At 66.9% G+C, this 14,457-nt stretch carries 15 protein-coding genes; 10 read left to right on the top strand and 5 right to left on the bottom strand.

Annotation, left to right across the window (positions count from 1 at the left end; translation table 11 throughout):
- Positions 1-68 precede the first annotated feature (68 nt).
- From DVB37_RS26015 to DVB37_RS26005, 3 genes are all read left to right on the top strand, one after another.
- Positions 69-467: a thioesterase family protein gene (locus DVB37_RS26015; RefSeq protein WP_120157657.1), complete on the top strand. Its 399-nt coding sequence runs from the start codon at positions 69-71 to the stop codon at positions 465-467.
- 51 nt (positions 468-518) lie between these two features.
- Complete coding sequence (locus DVB37_RS26010) at positions 519-2,096, top strand: aldehyde dehydrogenase family protein (protein ID WP_120157656.1); 1,578 nt, start codon at positions 519-521, stop codon at positions 2,094-2,096.
- A gap of 97 nt (positions 2,097-2,193) precedes the next feature.
- Positions 2,194-3,399, top strand: a complete 1,206-nt coding sequence (locus DVB37_RS26005) for an acetyl-CoA C-acyltransferase (protein ID WP_120157168.1) — start codon at positions 2,194-2,196, stop codon at positions 3,397-3,399.
- A gap of 14 nt (positions 3,400-3,413) precedes the next feature.
- Here the strand turns inward: DVB37_RS26005 and DVB37_RS26000 are convergent, their stop codons facing one another.
- The 5 genes from DVB37_RS26000 to DVB37_RS25980 all read right to left on the bottom strand — a co-directional run bounded on the left by DVB37_RS26000 (position 3,414) and on the right by DVB37_RS25980 (position 7,374).
- A complete protein-coding gene (locus DVB37_RS26000; RefSeq protein WP_046803195.1) occupies positions 3,414-3,803 on the bottom strand; it encodes a hypothetical protein in 390 nt (129 codons plus the stop codon).
- A 61-nt stretch (positions 3,804-3,864) separates the two neighbouring features.
- A complete protein-coding gene (locus tag DVB37_RS25995) occupies positions 3,865-5,361 on the bottom strand; it encodes a caspase family protein (protein ID WP_305782003.1) in 1,497 nt (498 codons plus the stop codon).
- 17 nt (positions 5,362-5,378) lie between these two features.
- Positions 5,379-6,005 (bottom strand): anti-sigma factor, encoded by a 627-nt coding sequence (locus tag DVB37_RS25990; RefSeq protein WP_120157167.1) that lies wholly within the window; start codon positions 6,003-6,005, stop codon positions 5,379-5,381.
- Positions 6,006-6,007: 2 nt separating this feature from the next.
- The gene (locus DVB37_RS25985) at positions 6,008-6,673 is read right to left on the bottom strand and encodes an RNA polymerase sigma factor (protein ID WP_120157166.1); all 666 of its coding nucleotides are present in this window, start codon (positions 6,671-6,673) and stop codon (positions 6,008-6,010) included.
- A gap of 113 nt (positions 6,674-6,786) precedes the next feature.
- Entirely contained in the window at positions 6,787-7,374 is a 588-nt protein-coding gene (locus DVB37_RS25980) for a hypothetical protein (protein ID WP_046803198.1), read from the bottom strand.
- 213 nt (positions 7,375-7,587) lie between these two features.
- Between DVB37_RS25980 and DVB37_RS25975 the strand changes: the two genes are divergently transcribed.
- From DVB37_RS25975 to DVB37_RS25945, 7 genes are all read left to right on the top strand, one after another.
- The gene (locus DVB37_RS25975; RefSeq protein ID WP_104142720.1) at positions 7,588-8,049 is read left to right on the top strand and encodes a hypothetical protein; all 462 of its coding nucleotides are present in this window, start codon (positions 7,588-7,590) and stop codon (positions 8,047-8,049) included.
- Between the two features lie 105 nt (positions 8,050-8,154).
- The gene (locus DVB37_RS25970) at positions 8,155-9,060 is read left to right on the top strand and encodes a hypothetical protein (RefSeq protein WP_104142835.1); all 906 of its coding nucleotides are present in this window, start codon (positions 8,155-8,157) and stop codon (positions 9,058-9,060) included.
- Position 9,061: 1 nt separating this feature from the next.
- Positions 9,062-10,666 (top strand): hypothetical protein, encoded by a 1,605-nt coding sequence (locus tag DVB37_RS25965; RefSeq protein ID WP_120157165.1) that lies wholly within the window; start codon positions 9,062-9,064, stop codon positions 10,664-10,666.
- Positions 10,656-11,552 carry a glycerophosphodiester phosphodiesterase gene (locus DVB37_RS25960; protein WP_240434007.1) on the top strand — a complete coding sequence of 299 codons (897 nt, stop codon included), beginning with the start codon at positions 10,656-10,658 and terminating at the stop codon, positions 11,550-11,552. Before DVB37_RS25965 ends, DVB37_RS25960 begins: the two co-directional genes overlap by 11 nt.
- A 65-nt stretch (positions 11,553-11,617) precedes the next feature.
- A complete protein-coding gene (locus tag DVB37_RS25955; RefSeq protein WP_120157163.1) occupies positions 11,618-12,070 on the top strand; it encodes a hypothetical protein in 453 nt (150 codons plus the stop codon).
- Positions 12,071-12,133: 63 nt separating this feature from the next.
- Positions 12,134-13,030, top strand: coding sequence for an amidohydrolase (locus DVB37_RS25950; protein ID WP_370512723.1), 897 nt, complete (start codon positions 12,134-12,136; stop codon positions 13,028-13,030).
- Between the two features lie 37 nt (positions 13,031-13,067).
- The gene (locus DVB37_RS25945; protein ID WP_046803203.1) at positions 13,068-14,297 is read left to right on the top strand and encodes an MFS transporter; all 1,230 of its coding nucleotides are present in this window, start codon (positions 13,068-13,070) and stop codon (positions 14,295-14,297) included.
- Positions 14,298-14,457 lie beyond the last annotated feature (160 nt).

The raw sequence follows: 14,457 nt of genomic DNA, 5'->3' as shown, positions 1-14,457 counted from the left end.
CCGAAGTTGCCTCCGGCCCCGCCCCGCAACGCGCCACGCCCCACGCGCGCGGCGACTACTCGCGCTTGATGCCGATGACTACACGGCTACGCGACACCGATGTCTACGGCCACATGAATAACGTGGTCTACAACGAATATTTCGACACCGCCGTCAACCAGACGTTGATCGAACTTGGCGTGCTGGACCTGCGCCAAAGCGCGGTGATCGGGTTGGTGGTGCACAGCCAGACGTCCTACTTCCGCCCGGTGTCGTTTCCGGATTCCGTCGTGCTGGGTCTGCGCGTGGGCCGCCTGGGCCGCAGCAGCGTCACCTATGAATTCGCGCTGTTCCGTGGCGACGACGAGACCGCCGCCGCGCAGGGCAGCTACACCCACGCCTATGTCGACCGCGCCACCAGTCAACCGGTTCCGTTGCCATCGGCGTTGCGCCGCGCGCTGGAGCCCTTGCTTCTCAAGTCTGCGTGATGCGCTGCCTTGCGTGGCCACGCCGACCAGAACGCCGCCCCGGGAGCCCCTGTGAACGCCCACACCCTGCCTCGCGTCACGTACTCGAATATCCACGCGGATTTTTCTTCGGTACACGACCTGCTGGACCAGCGCCTTCCCGACTTTGAAACGCGCATGCTGGGCCGCGACCATCGTCACCGTCTGAACGGCGAATTCGTGGCCGGCGAAGCGTTGCAGGAAGCGTATTCGCCAATCGATCATTGGTTGATGGTCGGCCGCTTTCCATGTGCCGATGCCGACACGGTTGACCGCGCCATCGCGTGCGCCAAGCGCGCGCAGCCGGCCTGGGATGCGCAAGGTTGGACTGCCCGCATCGCGGTGTTGCGGCGGCTGGCAATGGTGCTGTCCGAACGCAAGCTTGACTTCGCCATGGCCACGATGATTGAAATCGGCAAGTCGCGCCTGGAAGCGTTGGGCGAAGCCGAGGAAGCGGTGGACCTGATCCGCTACTACTGCGATCAGGCTGAACGCAGCGACGGTTACCGGCAACCCCTGGCGCGCGCGTTCGACAACGAAAGCACGCAGGACGTGTTGCGCCCGTATGGCGTGTTCGCGGTCATCGCGCCGTTCAATTTTCCGCTGGCCCTGTCGGTCAACATGGTGTGCGCCGCGCTGCTGGCCGGCAACGCCGTGGTCTACAAGCCGTCGCCACGCGCCGCGCTGACCGGGGCATTGCTGCTCGGCGCCTGCGATGCCGCGGGCCTGCCGCCCGGCTGCGTCAACGGCGTGCATGGCGGCGCGAAGACGGGCGCGTTGCTGGCGCAGCACACTGGCATCGATGGCTACGCATTCACCGGCAGTCTTGATGTCGGCATGGACCTGCTGCAAACCGTGGCCGCCGGGCCCTACGCGCGGCCCGTCATTGCCGAGATGGGCGGCAAGAATCCCACCTACGTTACCGCCAGCGCCGATATCGACGTGGCGGTGCAAGGCGTGCTGCGATCCGCGTTCGGCCTGCAAGGGCAGAAGTGTTCGGCCGGGTCCAAGGTCTACGCGCATTCGGCCGTGTACGACCGATTCCTGGAACGCCTGTGCGCGGCGGCCGACGACATCGTGGTGGGCGACCCGCGCGACCGCGCCGTCTTCATGGGGCCGCTGATCGACGAAGCTGCGTGGCGGCGCTACCGCACCGCGTGCGAAGACGCCGACGCCTGCGGTCGAGTCCTGGCCGGCGGCCGCCGCTTGAATGCAGGCGAATTGGCGTACGGGCACTATGTGCGGCCTACCGTCGTCGCCGGCTTGCCGGCCGATCACCGCTTGAACCGCCAGGAATTATTCCTGCCCTTGGTGTCGGTATTGCCGTTCGACGATTTGCACGCCGCCATCGACGACGGCAACGCGGTGGCCTACGGGCTGGCCGCCGGCTGCTATGCACGCGAGCAAGCTGAGATCGACACGTTCCTGAACCGCGCCCAGGCCGGCGCGCTGTACGTCAACCGCGCCAGCGGCGCGACGACGGGCGCGTGGCCGGGCATCCAGACGTTTTGCGGCTGGAAGGGCTCGGGCATGACGGGCAAGGGCGGGCTGGGTCCGTACTACGTTGCCCAATTCGCACGAGAACAAAGCCACACCGTCTGGCGCGCCTGATCCCGCAGTACCCACAGTCCGCAGCGCCTACAGTCCGCAACACCCCCGGTCCGCAACACCGCGCCGTCACCCGCCTACGCCACATCAGGAACCCATCATGAGAGAAGCCGTCATCGTCTCCACCGCCCGCACGCCCATCGGACGGGCGTATCGCGGGGCGTTCAACGACACCACCGCCCCGACCCTGGGCGGCCATGCGATATCGCACGCCGTGGCGCGCGCGGGCGTGGCGCCTGGCGAGGTCGAAGACGTGATCCTGGGCGCGGCGTTGCAGCAGGGCACCACGCACATGAACGTGGCGCAGCAGGCGGCATTGCGCGCCGGGTTGCCGGTACATGTAGCCGCGATGACGCTGGACCGCCAGTGCGCGTCCGGGCTGATGGCCATTGCGACGGCCGCGCGACAGGTCACGCAGGAAGGCATGGACATCGTGGTGGCGGGCGGGCTGGAGTCGATCTCGTTGGTGCAGAACGCCAGCATGAATCGCAACCGCTGGCTGGACGACGCGCTGATGCGCGAGCAGCCGGAAATATTCATGAGCATGCTGGAAACCGCTGAAATCGTAGCCAGCCGCTACGGCATCCCCCGCGCCGCGCAGGACGCGTACGCGTTGCGTTCGCAACAGCGCACCGCCGCCGCGCAGGCGGCCGGGCGCTTCGATGACGAGATCGTGCCGCTTTCCGCCGTCATGCAGGTCACCGACCGGGCCACGGGCCAGACCACCGAGCAGCCGGTCACGCTTGCGCGCGACGAGGGCAACCGGCCCGACACCACGCTGGCAAGCCTTGCGGCCTTGCAGCCGGTGTTCAAAAACGGTCAGCGGCTGGATGCGGGCCTACACATTACCGCGGGCAATTCATCGCAATTGTCGGACGGCGCGTCGGCCTGCGTGGTGATGGAAGCGGGCGTGGCGCAACGGCGCGGGCTGACGCCGCTGGGCATTTATCGCGGCATGGCGGTGGCCGGTTGTGGCCCCGAGGAAATGGGCGTCGGGCCGGTGCATGCCGTGCCCCGCCTGCTGGCGCGGCATGGGTTGACCGTCGATGACATCGGTTTGTGGGAGCTGAACGAAGCGTTCGCGTGTCAGGTGCTGTACTGCCGCGACCAGCTGGGCATCCCCGATGACCGCCTGAACGTCAACGGCGGCGCCATCGCCATCGGGCATCCCTATGGCATGTCGGGGGCGCGCATGGCCGGGCACGCGTTGATTGAAGGCCGGCGGCGCGGGGTGCGTTATGCCGTCGTCACCATGTGCGTGGGCGGCGGCATGGGCGCGGCCGGCCTGTTTGAAATCGCGGGATGAGCGCGCGTCGGCGGCTACTTGGCGACGTTCTCGTCGTCCACCGACAAGCCGCCGTCTTTCATGATGCCCTGCGCGATGTCCTCGGCCGACTTGCCGCCAAAGCCGTGTTCGCCCGCGGTGATGCGAAAGCTGTCGCCTTCCAGCGGGCTCATCAGCGTGGCCGACGACAGCAGGATGCCGTTTGACCGGATCTGGATGCGCTTGCCGACGCGGTCACGGGTGAAGTCGGCCAGGGCCTTGCGGCTGTCGGGTTTGAGTTCAATATCCACCACGCGTGCGCCGGTGTGCGGGTCGGATGACGCGGTGGCGCGCTGGGCTTGCAAGGTGACGCTCTCGGCGTGCGCGGCCAGCGGCATCGCCACGGCGGCGGCCACCGCCAGGACCAGGTGTCTCATTAGGGGCATCGCGGACTCCTTCTGTTGGACAACGCCAATATCCTAGCCGAAGTCGCGCGCCCCGTTAACGTCAGGGCTGGCCGGCCGGGCGCACGCCCAGCGCGCGCATCCAGGGCGTGTCCGGCAGCCCCTGGATGGGCGGCATGCCGGGCAACGCCATCCCCATGGGATTGCGCGTCACGTCTTGCAGCACGGCGGCCCACTCGCGCGGGTCCAGCGGTTCGCCCATGCGTACGCGCAGGTCCAGCAGATCCAGCGCGGCGCGGCGATGGCCGGCTTCGGCGGCGTCGCGAAACAGCCGTTCGGCCACGTTGTAGTTCTTGGGTACGCCGCGCCCCATCCCGGCCAGTTCGCCCAGATAGGTTTGCGCGGGCGCAAAGCCCTGGTCGGCGGCGCGCTGATACCAGCGGGCGGCAGCCTTGTAGTCTTGCTGCACGTGTTCGCCGTTCTCCAGGATCAGGCCCAAGGTCGTCATGGCCACCACGTCGCCCGCTTGCGCCCGCGCTTGCAGCGAGGCCAGGCGGGGTTCGTCCAGGTACTGCGCGCCGCGTTCGACTTCGTATTCCCACGCGCTGATGCGCGCCTTGATCAAGTCGCGGCCCAGCGTGGGCGACGGGCCGCGCCCCGCCTGGCCGGGCTGGCCGGCTTCGGTCGGGGGCGTGGCGGGCGTCTGGCCGTCGGCCAGACTGGTGAAGGTCACCGTGCCGACCAGGCTGCTGGCGTAGTGCGGAACCTGGCGGTAAGCGGTGGCCACCTGCACATCGCCCGTCAATTGCTTGAAGAAGGTTTCAACCGGCGCGGACGCGGGCAGCTCGGCCAACCCTTGCGCGAAATAAAACGCATAGGGGCTGTGGCGCGGGCCGTCATTGCCAAAGCCGTCTTCGGCCGTGGCGCCGGGCTGCGTCGAAAACGCGATCAGCTCGCCGCCCGCCGGCACAGCGCGAACCAGGCCCACCGACGGTGCGCCACGCGTCAGGTTGGTACGGCAGGCGTCCAGCACCAGCAGACGCGCACGCACCTGCGCGCGGCGCAGCGCCTGCGACACGCGCTTCAGGCTTAAGGAGCCCTGCTGCGCCGTGCGGATGCGCACGTCGGCCAAGGCCACGGGCAGCTCTACGCCGAACAGGTAGTTCACGTCATCCACCGCCACCGCGTGGCCGGCGAAGTACACCAGCGCCAGGTCGGCGCCGTTTGCTCGCGTGGCGAATTCGTCGACGGCCGCTTCCATCTGCGCGGTGGTCAGGTCGGTCAGCAAGGTGACGTCGACGTTGCGGCGGCGCAGCGTGTCGGCAACCAGACGCGCGTCATTGACCGGGTTCGCCAGTGCATTGGTGGGGACGGCGTAGCGGGCGTTGCCGATGACCAGCGCATAGCGGCGGGTGGCCAAAACGGGAGTGGGCGTGGGCGCGGCGGTGGCGGCGCCCGGCGCGGACAGGCTTGGCGGGGCGGCGCCCAGCAGGCCGGCGCCTAGCAGGGCGGTGACCAGGCGGCGGCGGGTCCGGCTAAGGCTGGGGGCGGACGTGATGGGCATGGAGGGCATGGCGGACATGGCGGACGTGGCGGACATGGCGGATCGGCATGACTTCATGGCGTGGGGCAGGCTCCAGGCAGTGCCGCCGCAACGCCTGCCGCGCCCAGCGCCGTGGCGGCATCGTGCAGCGAGGATTCGCGCGCGGCGCTCAACACAAAGCGGCCGTCTTCGTCGGGTCCGGCCACGATGGACACCGCGTACTGCGCCAGGGTGTTGCGCAATTGCTTGGCGCTGACGGCGTCGGGCAGGTCCACCACCAAGCGCGGGCAAGCGCCGCCGCCGCGCGTCAGTGTGCCGTCCTGCACCGGCACGCCGTCGGACTGGAAACCCTCGCGCGGGGCTTGCAGCAGCACGACCACCGACAAGGCGATGGCCAACGCCCAGCCCAGCGGCATCAACGGGCTGGCGGGCGTGGGCCACAGCCATTGCCACAGGCGCGCGCGTGGCGAAAGCGGTGCGGGCGCGGGGCGAACGTGTTCGGCCAGCGCGTGCAGAAACTGCGTGTCGCGCTCGGCCTGGCCGATGTCGTTATGCGCCATCTGGCGTGCTTGCGCCAGCAGGCGCCATTCGTCTACCTCGGCCTGCAATTCGGGGTTGCGCGCCAGCTCGGCTTCAAACGCGCGGCGCTCGTCGGCGTCCAATTCCCCGGACAGGTAGGACAGTACACGGTCTTCAGACATGATCAGTCCATTCCTTTGCGCGCGCAGTCGGTCACTAGCTTGCGCGCGGCATGCAGCCGGCTCTTGACGGTGGGCACGTGCAGGTCTTGCTGCTTGGCGATCTGTTCCATCGGCACTTCGTCCAGATACAGGAACATCGTGGCGCGCAAGGTGTCGCTCAGTTGGTTCAGGCAGTCGCGCATGCGCTGCACGACGGACAGGTGCTCGTACGCTTTGGCGGGGTCCGAGAAGGGCGATGGGTCGCCCACGTCTTCGGCGTCGTCAAACACGTTGTCCTCGTGCTGGGCATCGGCGTCCGGCCCGGTCCATGGCACTTCATGTCGCGTGCGCCGATGCATCTGGATCAGCTCGTGCAAGGACCCCCGGTACAGGTAGCCGCCCAGCTTGCTGACGGCCAGCTCGTGCGCCGCCCAGCCGCCGGCCGGCTGGCCATGCAGAAAGCCTTCATCCTTGAACGTGCGCGTTTGCAGGAATTTCATCAGCGCGTTGTTGAAGGCGTCGACCACGCCCTCCGGCGACGCGTTGAAGAATTTCTTGCGCAGCTTCAGCGTGATGTGCTGCTCGGCCTTGTTGCGGAAATCCAGCGCGTAGCGCGGGTCGGCATGCATGATGCGCAGCAGCGCGTCGACGTTGTTGATGACGTAGCGCTTGGGGTCGAGCGTGTTCATGGTTCAGTTTCTTGTTGTCGAACTGGACGCAGTAAACGTCAGCCCATCGGCAGGGAACGCCGCCGCCCTGCAAACCGAGGGCAGCGGCACCTTAGCCGTGCAAGGGCGGAAAATCAAGCGCGGCGGCGCAGGATGGCAACGCCACGGAGGGTGAAGCCGATCACGATGGCCAGCGACAGGTAGAAGCCAAATCCAAAGCTCATGTTGTTCCACAGGCCGGACGCCATATCGCCCGCCATGCCACGGCTGGCGCGCGAGCCGCCCATGAAACCGGCGAACTGCCGCGTGGCCGCCATCAATTCACGCACCTGCGACACCACGCCCATCAGCGCGATCAGCCACAACGCCAGCGGCATGAAATACCCCAGGCGCGCCGCGCGTTGCGGCATCAGCGACGGCAGCAGGGGGCCCACCACGGCCAACAGCCACAACAGCGCATAGATGCCCGCGCCGGGTGCCTGGCCGCCCATCGACCCTTGCATGCCGCCGCCATTCTGCAAGCGCAGCAGGTCATAGAAGCTGAGGCTGGCGTTCGATCCCATCATGCGCACGGTCAGCACCGAGAACACGGTGGTGGCCAACAGGAACAGCAGCGCGCCCACGGCATCGCCACGGTTGACTCGGGCGGCGGCGGTGGCGGCCCAGCGCCCGCCGTGGGTCTTGGCCTGGGTCAATACGTCGCGCAGCTCTTTACCTTGCATGGTCATTCCTTTTCGGTTGCGGCAAATGGATGCCTGTACCAATGGCTATGCGCGGGGGGCAAAAAGGTTCGATTTATTTTTGACGGAATTTTTTTTCGGTCTTTCTTCAATCTTTCTTCGATTTTTTTTCGAACCTTTTTCGATGCCGTGCGTAGCAAGAGGCAAGGGCACGGATTTTCCCGCTGCCAACCTTCCACACGGAGAACCCCCATCATGTCCAACCCCACCGCCCTGGCGACCCTGTATCAAACCGTGGTCCAAGATGAACTGGGCCTGGTCGCCCGCATCGATGAAGACGGCGACGTGATGTTCCGCTATCCCGACCTGGGCACGATGTTCTTCAGCGTGAGCGACGCCGATCCGGAATTCCTGCGCCTGGTGTATCCCAGCTTTGTCGACGCCAATGAACTGGGCCTGACCCGCGAGCAGCTGCTGGAAGTCATGAACGCGGTCACGCATCGCTGCAAGGCGGTCAAGCTCAGCCTGGGGCAGGACCGCGCCGACAAGGCCGGGCGCATCTCTGCCTCGGTGGAAGGCTTTGTGGCGGGGCCCGACTCGCTGCCGGCCGAAGCGCTGCTGCGCGGCATCGTGGCGCGCTGCGTCAGCGTCATCCGTCATGCGGCGGGTGAACTGGTCAAGGACGCGCTGGAACAGAAGCAAAGCGCCGCCGGCTAAGCCGCGCCGCGCCTGACTACCCGCCGGAATTGAAACAAGCCTGGCCCTGCCTTGTAACTTTGAGATACATTGCGGGGCCGGTTTCCCGACACCTTGATGATTTCGATGCACCCGTTCTTATTCCGTTCGTTGACCCTGCGCCTGATAACCATGCTGTTGTTGCTGGGAGGGCTGAGCGCGTGCGCGGTCCAGACCAACTCGCGCGGCAAGCTGGTCTACGGTGTGGACACGGCGGCGTTGTTCGGCACCGAGATCGGCCAGTTCCCATTGCAGGACGGCGGCGAGGGCACGCTGCGGCGCGAAGGCAAGAACTTCTCGGTCAAGCTGTCCGGCAACCAGCGCGTGGTGCCCCTGAAAAACGTGGACTCGGCTCGCATCGCGCGCACCGAGAACGTCGGCCCGCGCACCGTCGTGGTCATCGAGACCCAACGGCGCAACTGCGACTACCGCTATACCGTGCTGGCCATCCAGGGGTCGGACGTGCTGTCCTGGGACCTGGGCAACTGCCGCGACCGGCCCGCCGTGCTGGTGCAAGACGACCGCGCCGCCCTGACGCTGGACTTCCCGAAGGGGTCCGGCATCGAACGCTTCGTTTATACGCAGGACGGCCGCATGCGCCGTGGCGACGTGAAGTCTGTTGCCGGTATGAACCCGCGCGCCAAACCCTTTGCCGACGAATCGCTGTACCCGGCGGGCTACCAGGAATCGCTGCGCCAGTACGGCGTCTATCCGCCGCCCGCCGCGCCCGCCAAGCCCAAGCCTGGCAGGGCACCCAAGGCGCCCAGGCCGGGCAAGTCCGCGCCAGCCGCCCCGCCGGATTCGGCCCCGACCACGGCGGTTGCCGCGCCCGGCAACGGCCGCATGGTGCCGCCGCCCGTGCAGCGCATGCCCGGCAGCGACACGCCCGCCGCCGCCAGCGCACCACCGCGTGGCGGGGCGTCGCGCGTGCCCGCCAAGCTGGACCTGCCCGACGAGGAAATCACCTCGACCCGAATCGACCTGAGAGATTGACGTGCGGCAAGCCCAGATTCGCCAAATCCTTATCCTGATCGCCCTGACCGTTGTCTACCTGAGCTTTGAACTGGGTTTCAACGCCCGCCTGCTGGACGTGGTGGGCAGCCGCGCCACGCCGCACGACATCGAAGAGCTGGAGTTCTTCGGCCGCACGCTGTCGGGCATCGCCGCCGCGCTGGTGGTGCTGCAACTGCTGTGGACGCGCCGCCTGCGAACGGGTGGCCAGCCGTCGTTCCTGAAGATCGTCGTGGCCTGCGCGGTGACCGCGCTGGTGGTGTTCGGCGCCATCAAGATGCTGGTGAACGTGCTGGTGGACACGCGCGATGCCGACTTTCGCCGCGTCGCCACCAACGCCGGTCTGCTCCAGCGGTCGTTGGTGCAGGGCGACCTGCATCTGGATGGCCTGGTGGACGATGGCGTCTATGCGCGGCCCGAGGGCAAGGCGTTCCTGGCCGTGTTCCAGGTGCTGCTGTCCAACATCGACAACCTGGACGACAAGGTCGAGCCCAAGAAACGCCAGGTCATCCGCAGCGACCTGCAACGCCAGATGAAGACGTTTTCGTTCGACGGCCGCGATGTGCGCATGACGGCGCCGGGCATCCGCGGCTATCACCAGGTCTACACCAGCGTGATGCAGTCGGTGGCGGACCGCTGGAAGAAATATGCCGGCGTGCCGGTTGCGTCCGACATCGGGCTGGCGCGCGAGCAGGACCGCGCGTGGTCCGATTACCGCAATAGCCTGTCGCGGCGCGGCTGGACGCCGGAACGCGTGCCCGCCCGCTACCAGGGCCGCGTCACGCAAGATGTGCGCAAGCGCATCCCGGTGCCTGCCGATTGGCAGCCGCACGACCGCGCCACGTTCAACGAGGCGGTTGCCCAGCAGTATTGGAAGACCATGCGCAGCCGCACCGTGCATGTGGAAGGCGACGCCATTCCGCCCGGCCTGTCCTACGAGGATTTCGTGGCGCGACCCGGCGTGCAAAAGCTGCTGCGCCAGACGCTGATGGTGCCGGCCAGCATGAACGTGGCCGCCAACTACACCGATCCCGCCAGCTTCAAACGCTTGTACGACGGCATGCTGGACCGCGCCGTCGACGAGGCGATGCCGCGCTTTTCCGCCAGCGCGTCTGACTTCCAGCGCGGCGGCCAGCATCAAAAGCTGGGCGAGGACGCCGCGCGCGCGGCGATCGTGCCGCCGGTCGCGTTGCTGTGTTCGCTGCTGGGCGCGGTGGGCCACTTTGCCAAGCTGCTTTATCTGATCGCCAAGCTGCTCGTGTGGCTGCGTACACCCGCCGGCCAGCAGCCCGGGCGCACGGCAACGCGCGCCGCCGGCCTGGCCCTGGTGCTGACGCTGGTGTGTGTATGGACGGCGTTTTCGTTCATGCAGAACAGCGTGACCCAAAGCGAACTGTTCCAGCAGATGTCGCGCGCCGACGTCGGCCGCGATGATGAATCGCTGGGGCAGGCGCTGCGCCGCCGCGTGCTGGCCAACGTGGCGCACGTGGTGGTGGTGGGCCAGGCGTACACCTATCCCTTCAACGAAGCGGTGCGCACCCGCTTGCTGGGCGGCATCAAGTATGGATATCACGGCGATGCAGGCTAAACGCTGGATGGCGGCGCTGCTTGCCGCCGCCATGCCCTGGTCGGGCGCCAGCGCCGCGTGTCTGGGCATGCAGGTGCACGCGCATCGCGGCGCGCCGACGTTGCCGGAGAATTCGCTGGCGTCCATCCGCGCGGCGTATGCGGGCCAGTGGGACGGCGTGGAAATCGACATGCAGCGCCTGAAGGATGGCCGCTGGGTGTTGCACCACGATGTGCTGACCGGCAGGTCGGTCACCGGCGTCGGGCGCCGCGCCGTGCTGCAACTGAGCAGCGCGGATTGGCGCGGCGCCAAGCTGGCCGGGCAGGGCGGCGGACAGCCGCCGCCGTTCCTGGACGATGCGCTGCAAGTGGCGGCCACGCAACCGGGCAAGACCTTCAACGCCGAACTCAAGGTTGTCTACCGCGATTGCGCGCCGGTGGGCAAGCTGGTCGCCGGCATGAAGACCGCGTTGCCGCACGGCAACTGGATGATCACGTCGGCGTTTCCCGAGGCACTGCGCTGCGTGCGCGGCACGGACCCCGATGGCTATCTGGGCCTGATCGTGTTCGACCCGCGCCACGCGGACGCCGTCAGCGCGAACCCGCTGGGCAAGTACGTATCGCAACGCGCCACCGCGCCCTCGCTTAACCGCCAGTGGCTGGCCAATCTTGCCAAAACGGTGGGCGCGCCTGTCGGTGTGCATGTGGACGCGATGACGCTGGCCGCCAACCCGCAATTGCTGCGTGACGCGGCGGCGCAATCGGTGCGCGTCTTTGTCTACGCGGTGGGCGGCGATGCGGCCTTGGCGCAGCAACTGCGCGCGACGCGGCAGCGCGAAGGCTACCTGCCGTCGGGCGTGATCATCGACGGCGACGCGCAGGCGTTCTGCCGCGCCGTCGGGGGTTGAAACGCGGGGGATTGGGCATACACTGAACGGCAAATTTTTCCGTTCACCGTCCGCAAGGAAGCCCCATGCACGCCCGCGCGATTTCGTTCTTCTCCTGCCTGCTGCTGGCCGGCGCCGCCCACGCCGGCTCGGCGCCGGCCGAACTGTCTTGCGTATCCGATAGCGGCAAGGTCGCGATAAAGGGCACGATTCCGTCGCCGTCCTCCGAAGACCTGGACATCACGCTGAGCTACTTCGACGCCACCCTCGCCCTTAACGACACGACGACCCAGGGCAGCTATGTGGTGTCGGACTTTCCGCAGTCCGTGTTCCTGTTGCTGGTGCCTTCGCCAGGCACGGCGCTGACGCTTTACGCGCTGCCGTCCACCATGGCGGTGGAAAAGACCAGCGACAGCGGTGACATGGCGGGCAAGTTCCAGGCCAAGTTGAAGGCGCCCCGGCCGCGCTCGGCCACGGGGGCGCAGACCCCGGCGGCACTGACGGCGACGCTGAACTGCGAATATCGGTATTCGCTGTAAGGCCACAGGATGGGCCTTCGAATGGTCCGTTCAACAGGCCATAGGCCATTTGAGGAGACAACTTTGAACACCACCCCGATCGCGGGCGAACCGCCGTTGTGCCTGGCCCCGCTGCCCGACATGGACGCCGCCACCTTCGATATCCCGCCCGGCGCCTGCGACACGCACGCGCACGTCGTCGCCCCGGACACCGCGGCCTACCCCTTGGTGCCCGAGCGCACCTACACGCCGCCGCCCGCGCCGGAATCGGCCTACCTGGCCATGCTGCAAAAAACCGGCATGTCGCGCGGCGTGCTGGTGCAGATCAGCGTCTACGGCACCGACAACCGCTACATGCTTGAGGTGCTGTCCCGCCACCCCGACACGTTGCGCGGCATTGGCGTCGTGTCGCCCGATGTCACCGACCACGAACTGGAAGCCATGCACGCGGCCGGCGTGCGCGGCCTGCGCATCAATGTGCTGTTTGGCGGCGGCATCGGCTTTGACGCCATGGAAACGCTGGCGCATCGCATTGCCGATCTGGGCTGGCACATGCAGTTCCTGATGGACGCGCGCCAATTGCCCGAGCTGCTGCCCCGCATGCGCAAGCTGCCGGTGCCCGGCGTGGTGGACCACATGGGGCACATGCCGGTGGCTGATGGCCTGGGCAGCCCCGGCTTCCAGGCGCTGGATCACCTGGTGCGGGACCACGGCTGGTGGGTGAAGCTGTCGGGCGCGTATCGCATCAGCGAACGCTTTGATGATTTCAGCGACGTGACGCCGTGGGCGCAGGCGCTGATCCAGGCCGCGCCCGACCGCATGCTGTGGGGCAGCGACTGGCCGCACGTGCACCAGACCCGCATGGTCAATACGGGACGCCTGCGCAACCAGCTGGCGCTGTGGGCGCCGGACCCCGACGTGCGCCATCGCATCCTGGTCAGCAACCCCGAACGCCTGTACGGGTTCGCCCCGACGCGATAGCCGCGCATCGCCAGAACAACAACACAAGAGACAAGCCATGCAATGGTATAGAGAGCTGAACAAGACCGAACGCCGCACCTTCATCGCCGCGTTCGGCGGGTGGGCCATCGACGCGCTGGACTTCATGGTGTTCACGTTTGTGATCGCCACCTTGATGACCCTGTGGGGCATCGACAAGGGCCAGGCGGGCATGTTGGGCACCGTGACGCTGCTGTTCTCCGCCATCGGCGGCTGGCTGGCCGGCATCCTGGCCGACCGCTACGGCCGCGTGCGCGTGCTGCAATACACGATCCTGTGGTTTTCGGCCTGCACGGTGGCCATCGGCTTCGCGCAGAACTTCGAGCAGTTGTTCGTGCTGCGCGCGTTGCAGGGCCTGGGCTTTGGCGGTGAATGGGCCGTGGGCTCGGTGCTGATGGGCGAAATCGTGCGCGCCGAACATCGCGGCAAGGCCGTGGGCACGGTGCAAAGCGGCTGGGCGGTGGGCTGGGGCGCGGCAGCAATCCTGTACACGGTCGCGTTCTCGGTGCTGCCCTCGGAATGGGCGTGGCGCAGCCTGTTCTGGATCGGCGTCCTGCCTGCGCTGCTGGTGCTGTACATCCGCAAGAACGTGCCCGAACCCGAGGTGTTCCAGCGCGCGCAGGCCAAGGTGCAAGCCGGCCAGGAGCGCGCCTCGTTCTGGACGATCTTTTCGCCGGCGCTGATTAAGACCACCGTCATCACCGCCATCCTGTGCACGGGCGTGCAGGGCGGCTATTACGCCATTACGACGTGGTTGCCCACCTACCTGAAAGTCGAGCGGCAATTGTCGGTGCTGAACACGGGCGGCTACCTCATGGTCATCATCCTGGGGTCGTTCTGCGGCTACATCGCCGGCGCCTATCTGGCCGACCGGCTGGGCCGACGCGCCAATCTGCTGATTTTCTCGGTGCTGTCCACCATCAGCGTCTACGCCTACACGCAGTTGCCGTTGACCGATCACCAGATGCTGTTCCTGGGCTTTCCGCTGGGCTTTGCCGCATCGGGCATTTTCAGCGGTATCGGCGCCTACCTGACCGAACTGTTCCCGTCCGGCGTGCGCGCATCGGGACAGGGGTTTGCGTACAACTTCGGGCGCGGCATCGGCGCCTTGTTTCCCAGCCTGGTTGGTTTTCTCAGCCAGACGCACGGGCTGGGTTGGGCCATTGGCGCCTTCGCCACCGGCGCTTATGCGGTGGTGATCGTGACGGCGCTGCTGCTGCCGGAAACCAAGGGGCGCGTGCTGGAATAAGCGCTACCCGGCAACACTCAAAACGCCGACAAGGCCCGGGCATCGTCCGGGCCTTTTTTCTTTCGCCTAGGGTTTACCCGGTAGGGTTTGCGATCCTAAATTTGTATGATGACCCGATAACTTATATTCATGAGACAAGTCATCATGCCGTCCTGGCCAT

Origin of the sequence: Achromobacter sp. B7 (assembly GCF_003600685.1) — a bacterium.
In the GTDB taxonomy this organism is placed as follows: domain Bacteria; phylum Pseudomonadota; class Gammaproteobacteria; order Burkholderiales; family Burkholderiaceae_B; genus Achromobacter; species Achromobacter spanius_B.
The sequence above is the reverse complement of the archived record's forward strand: the minus strand, read 5'-3'. Positions and strand labels throughout refer to the sequence as shown.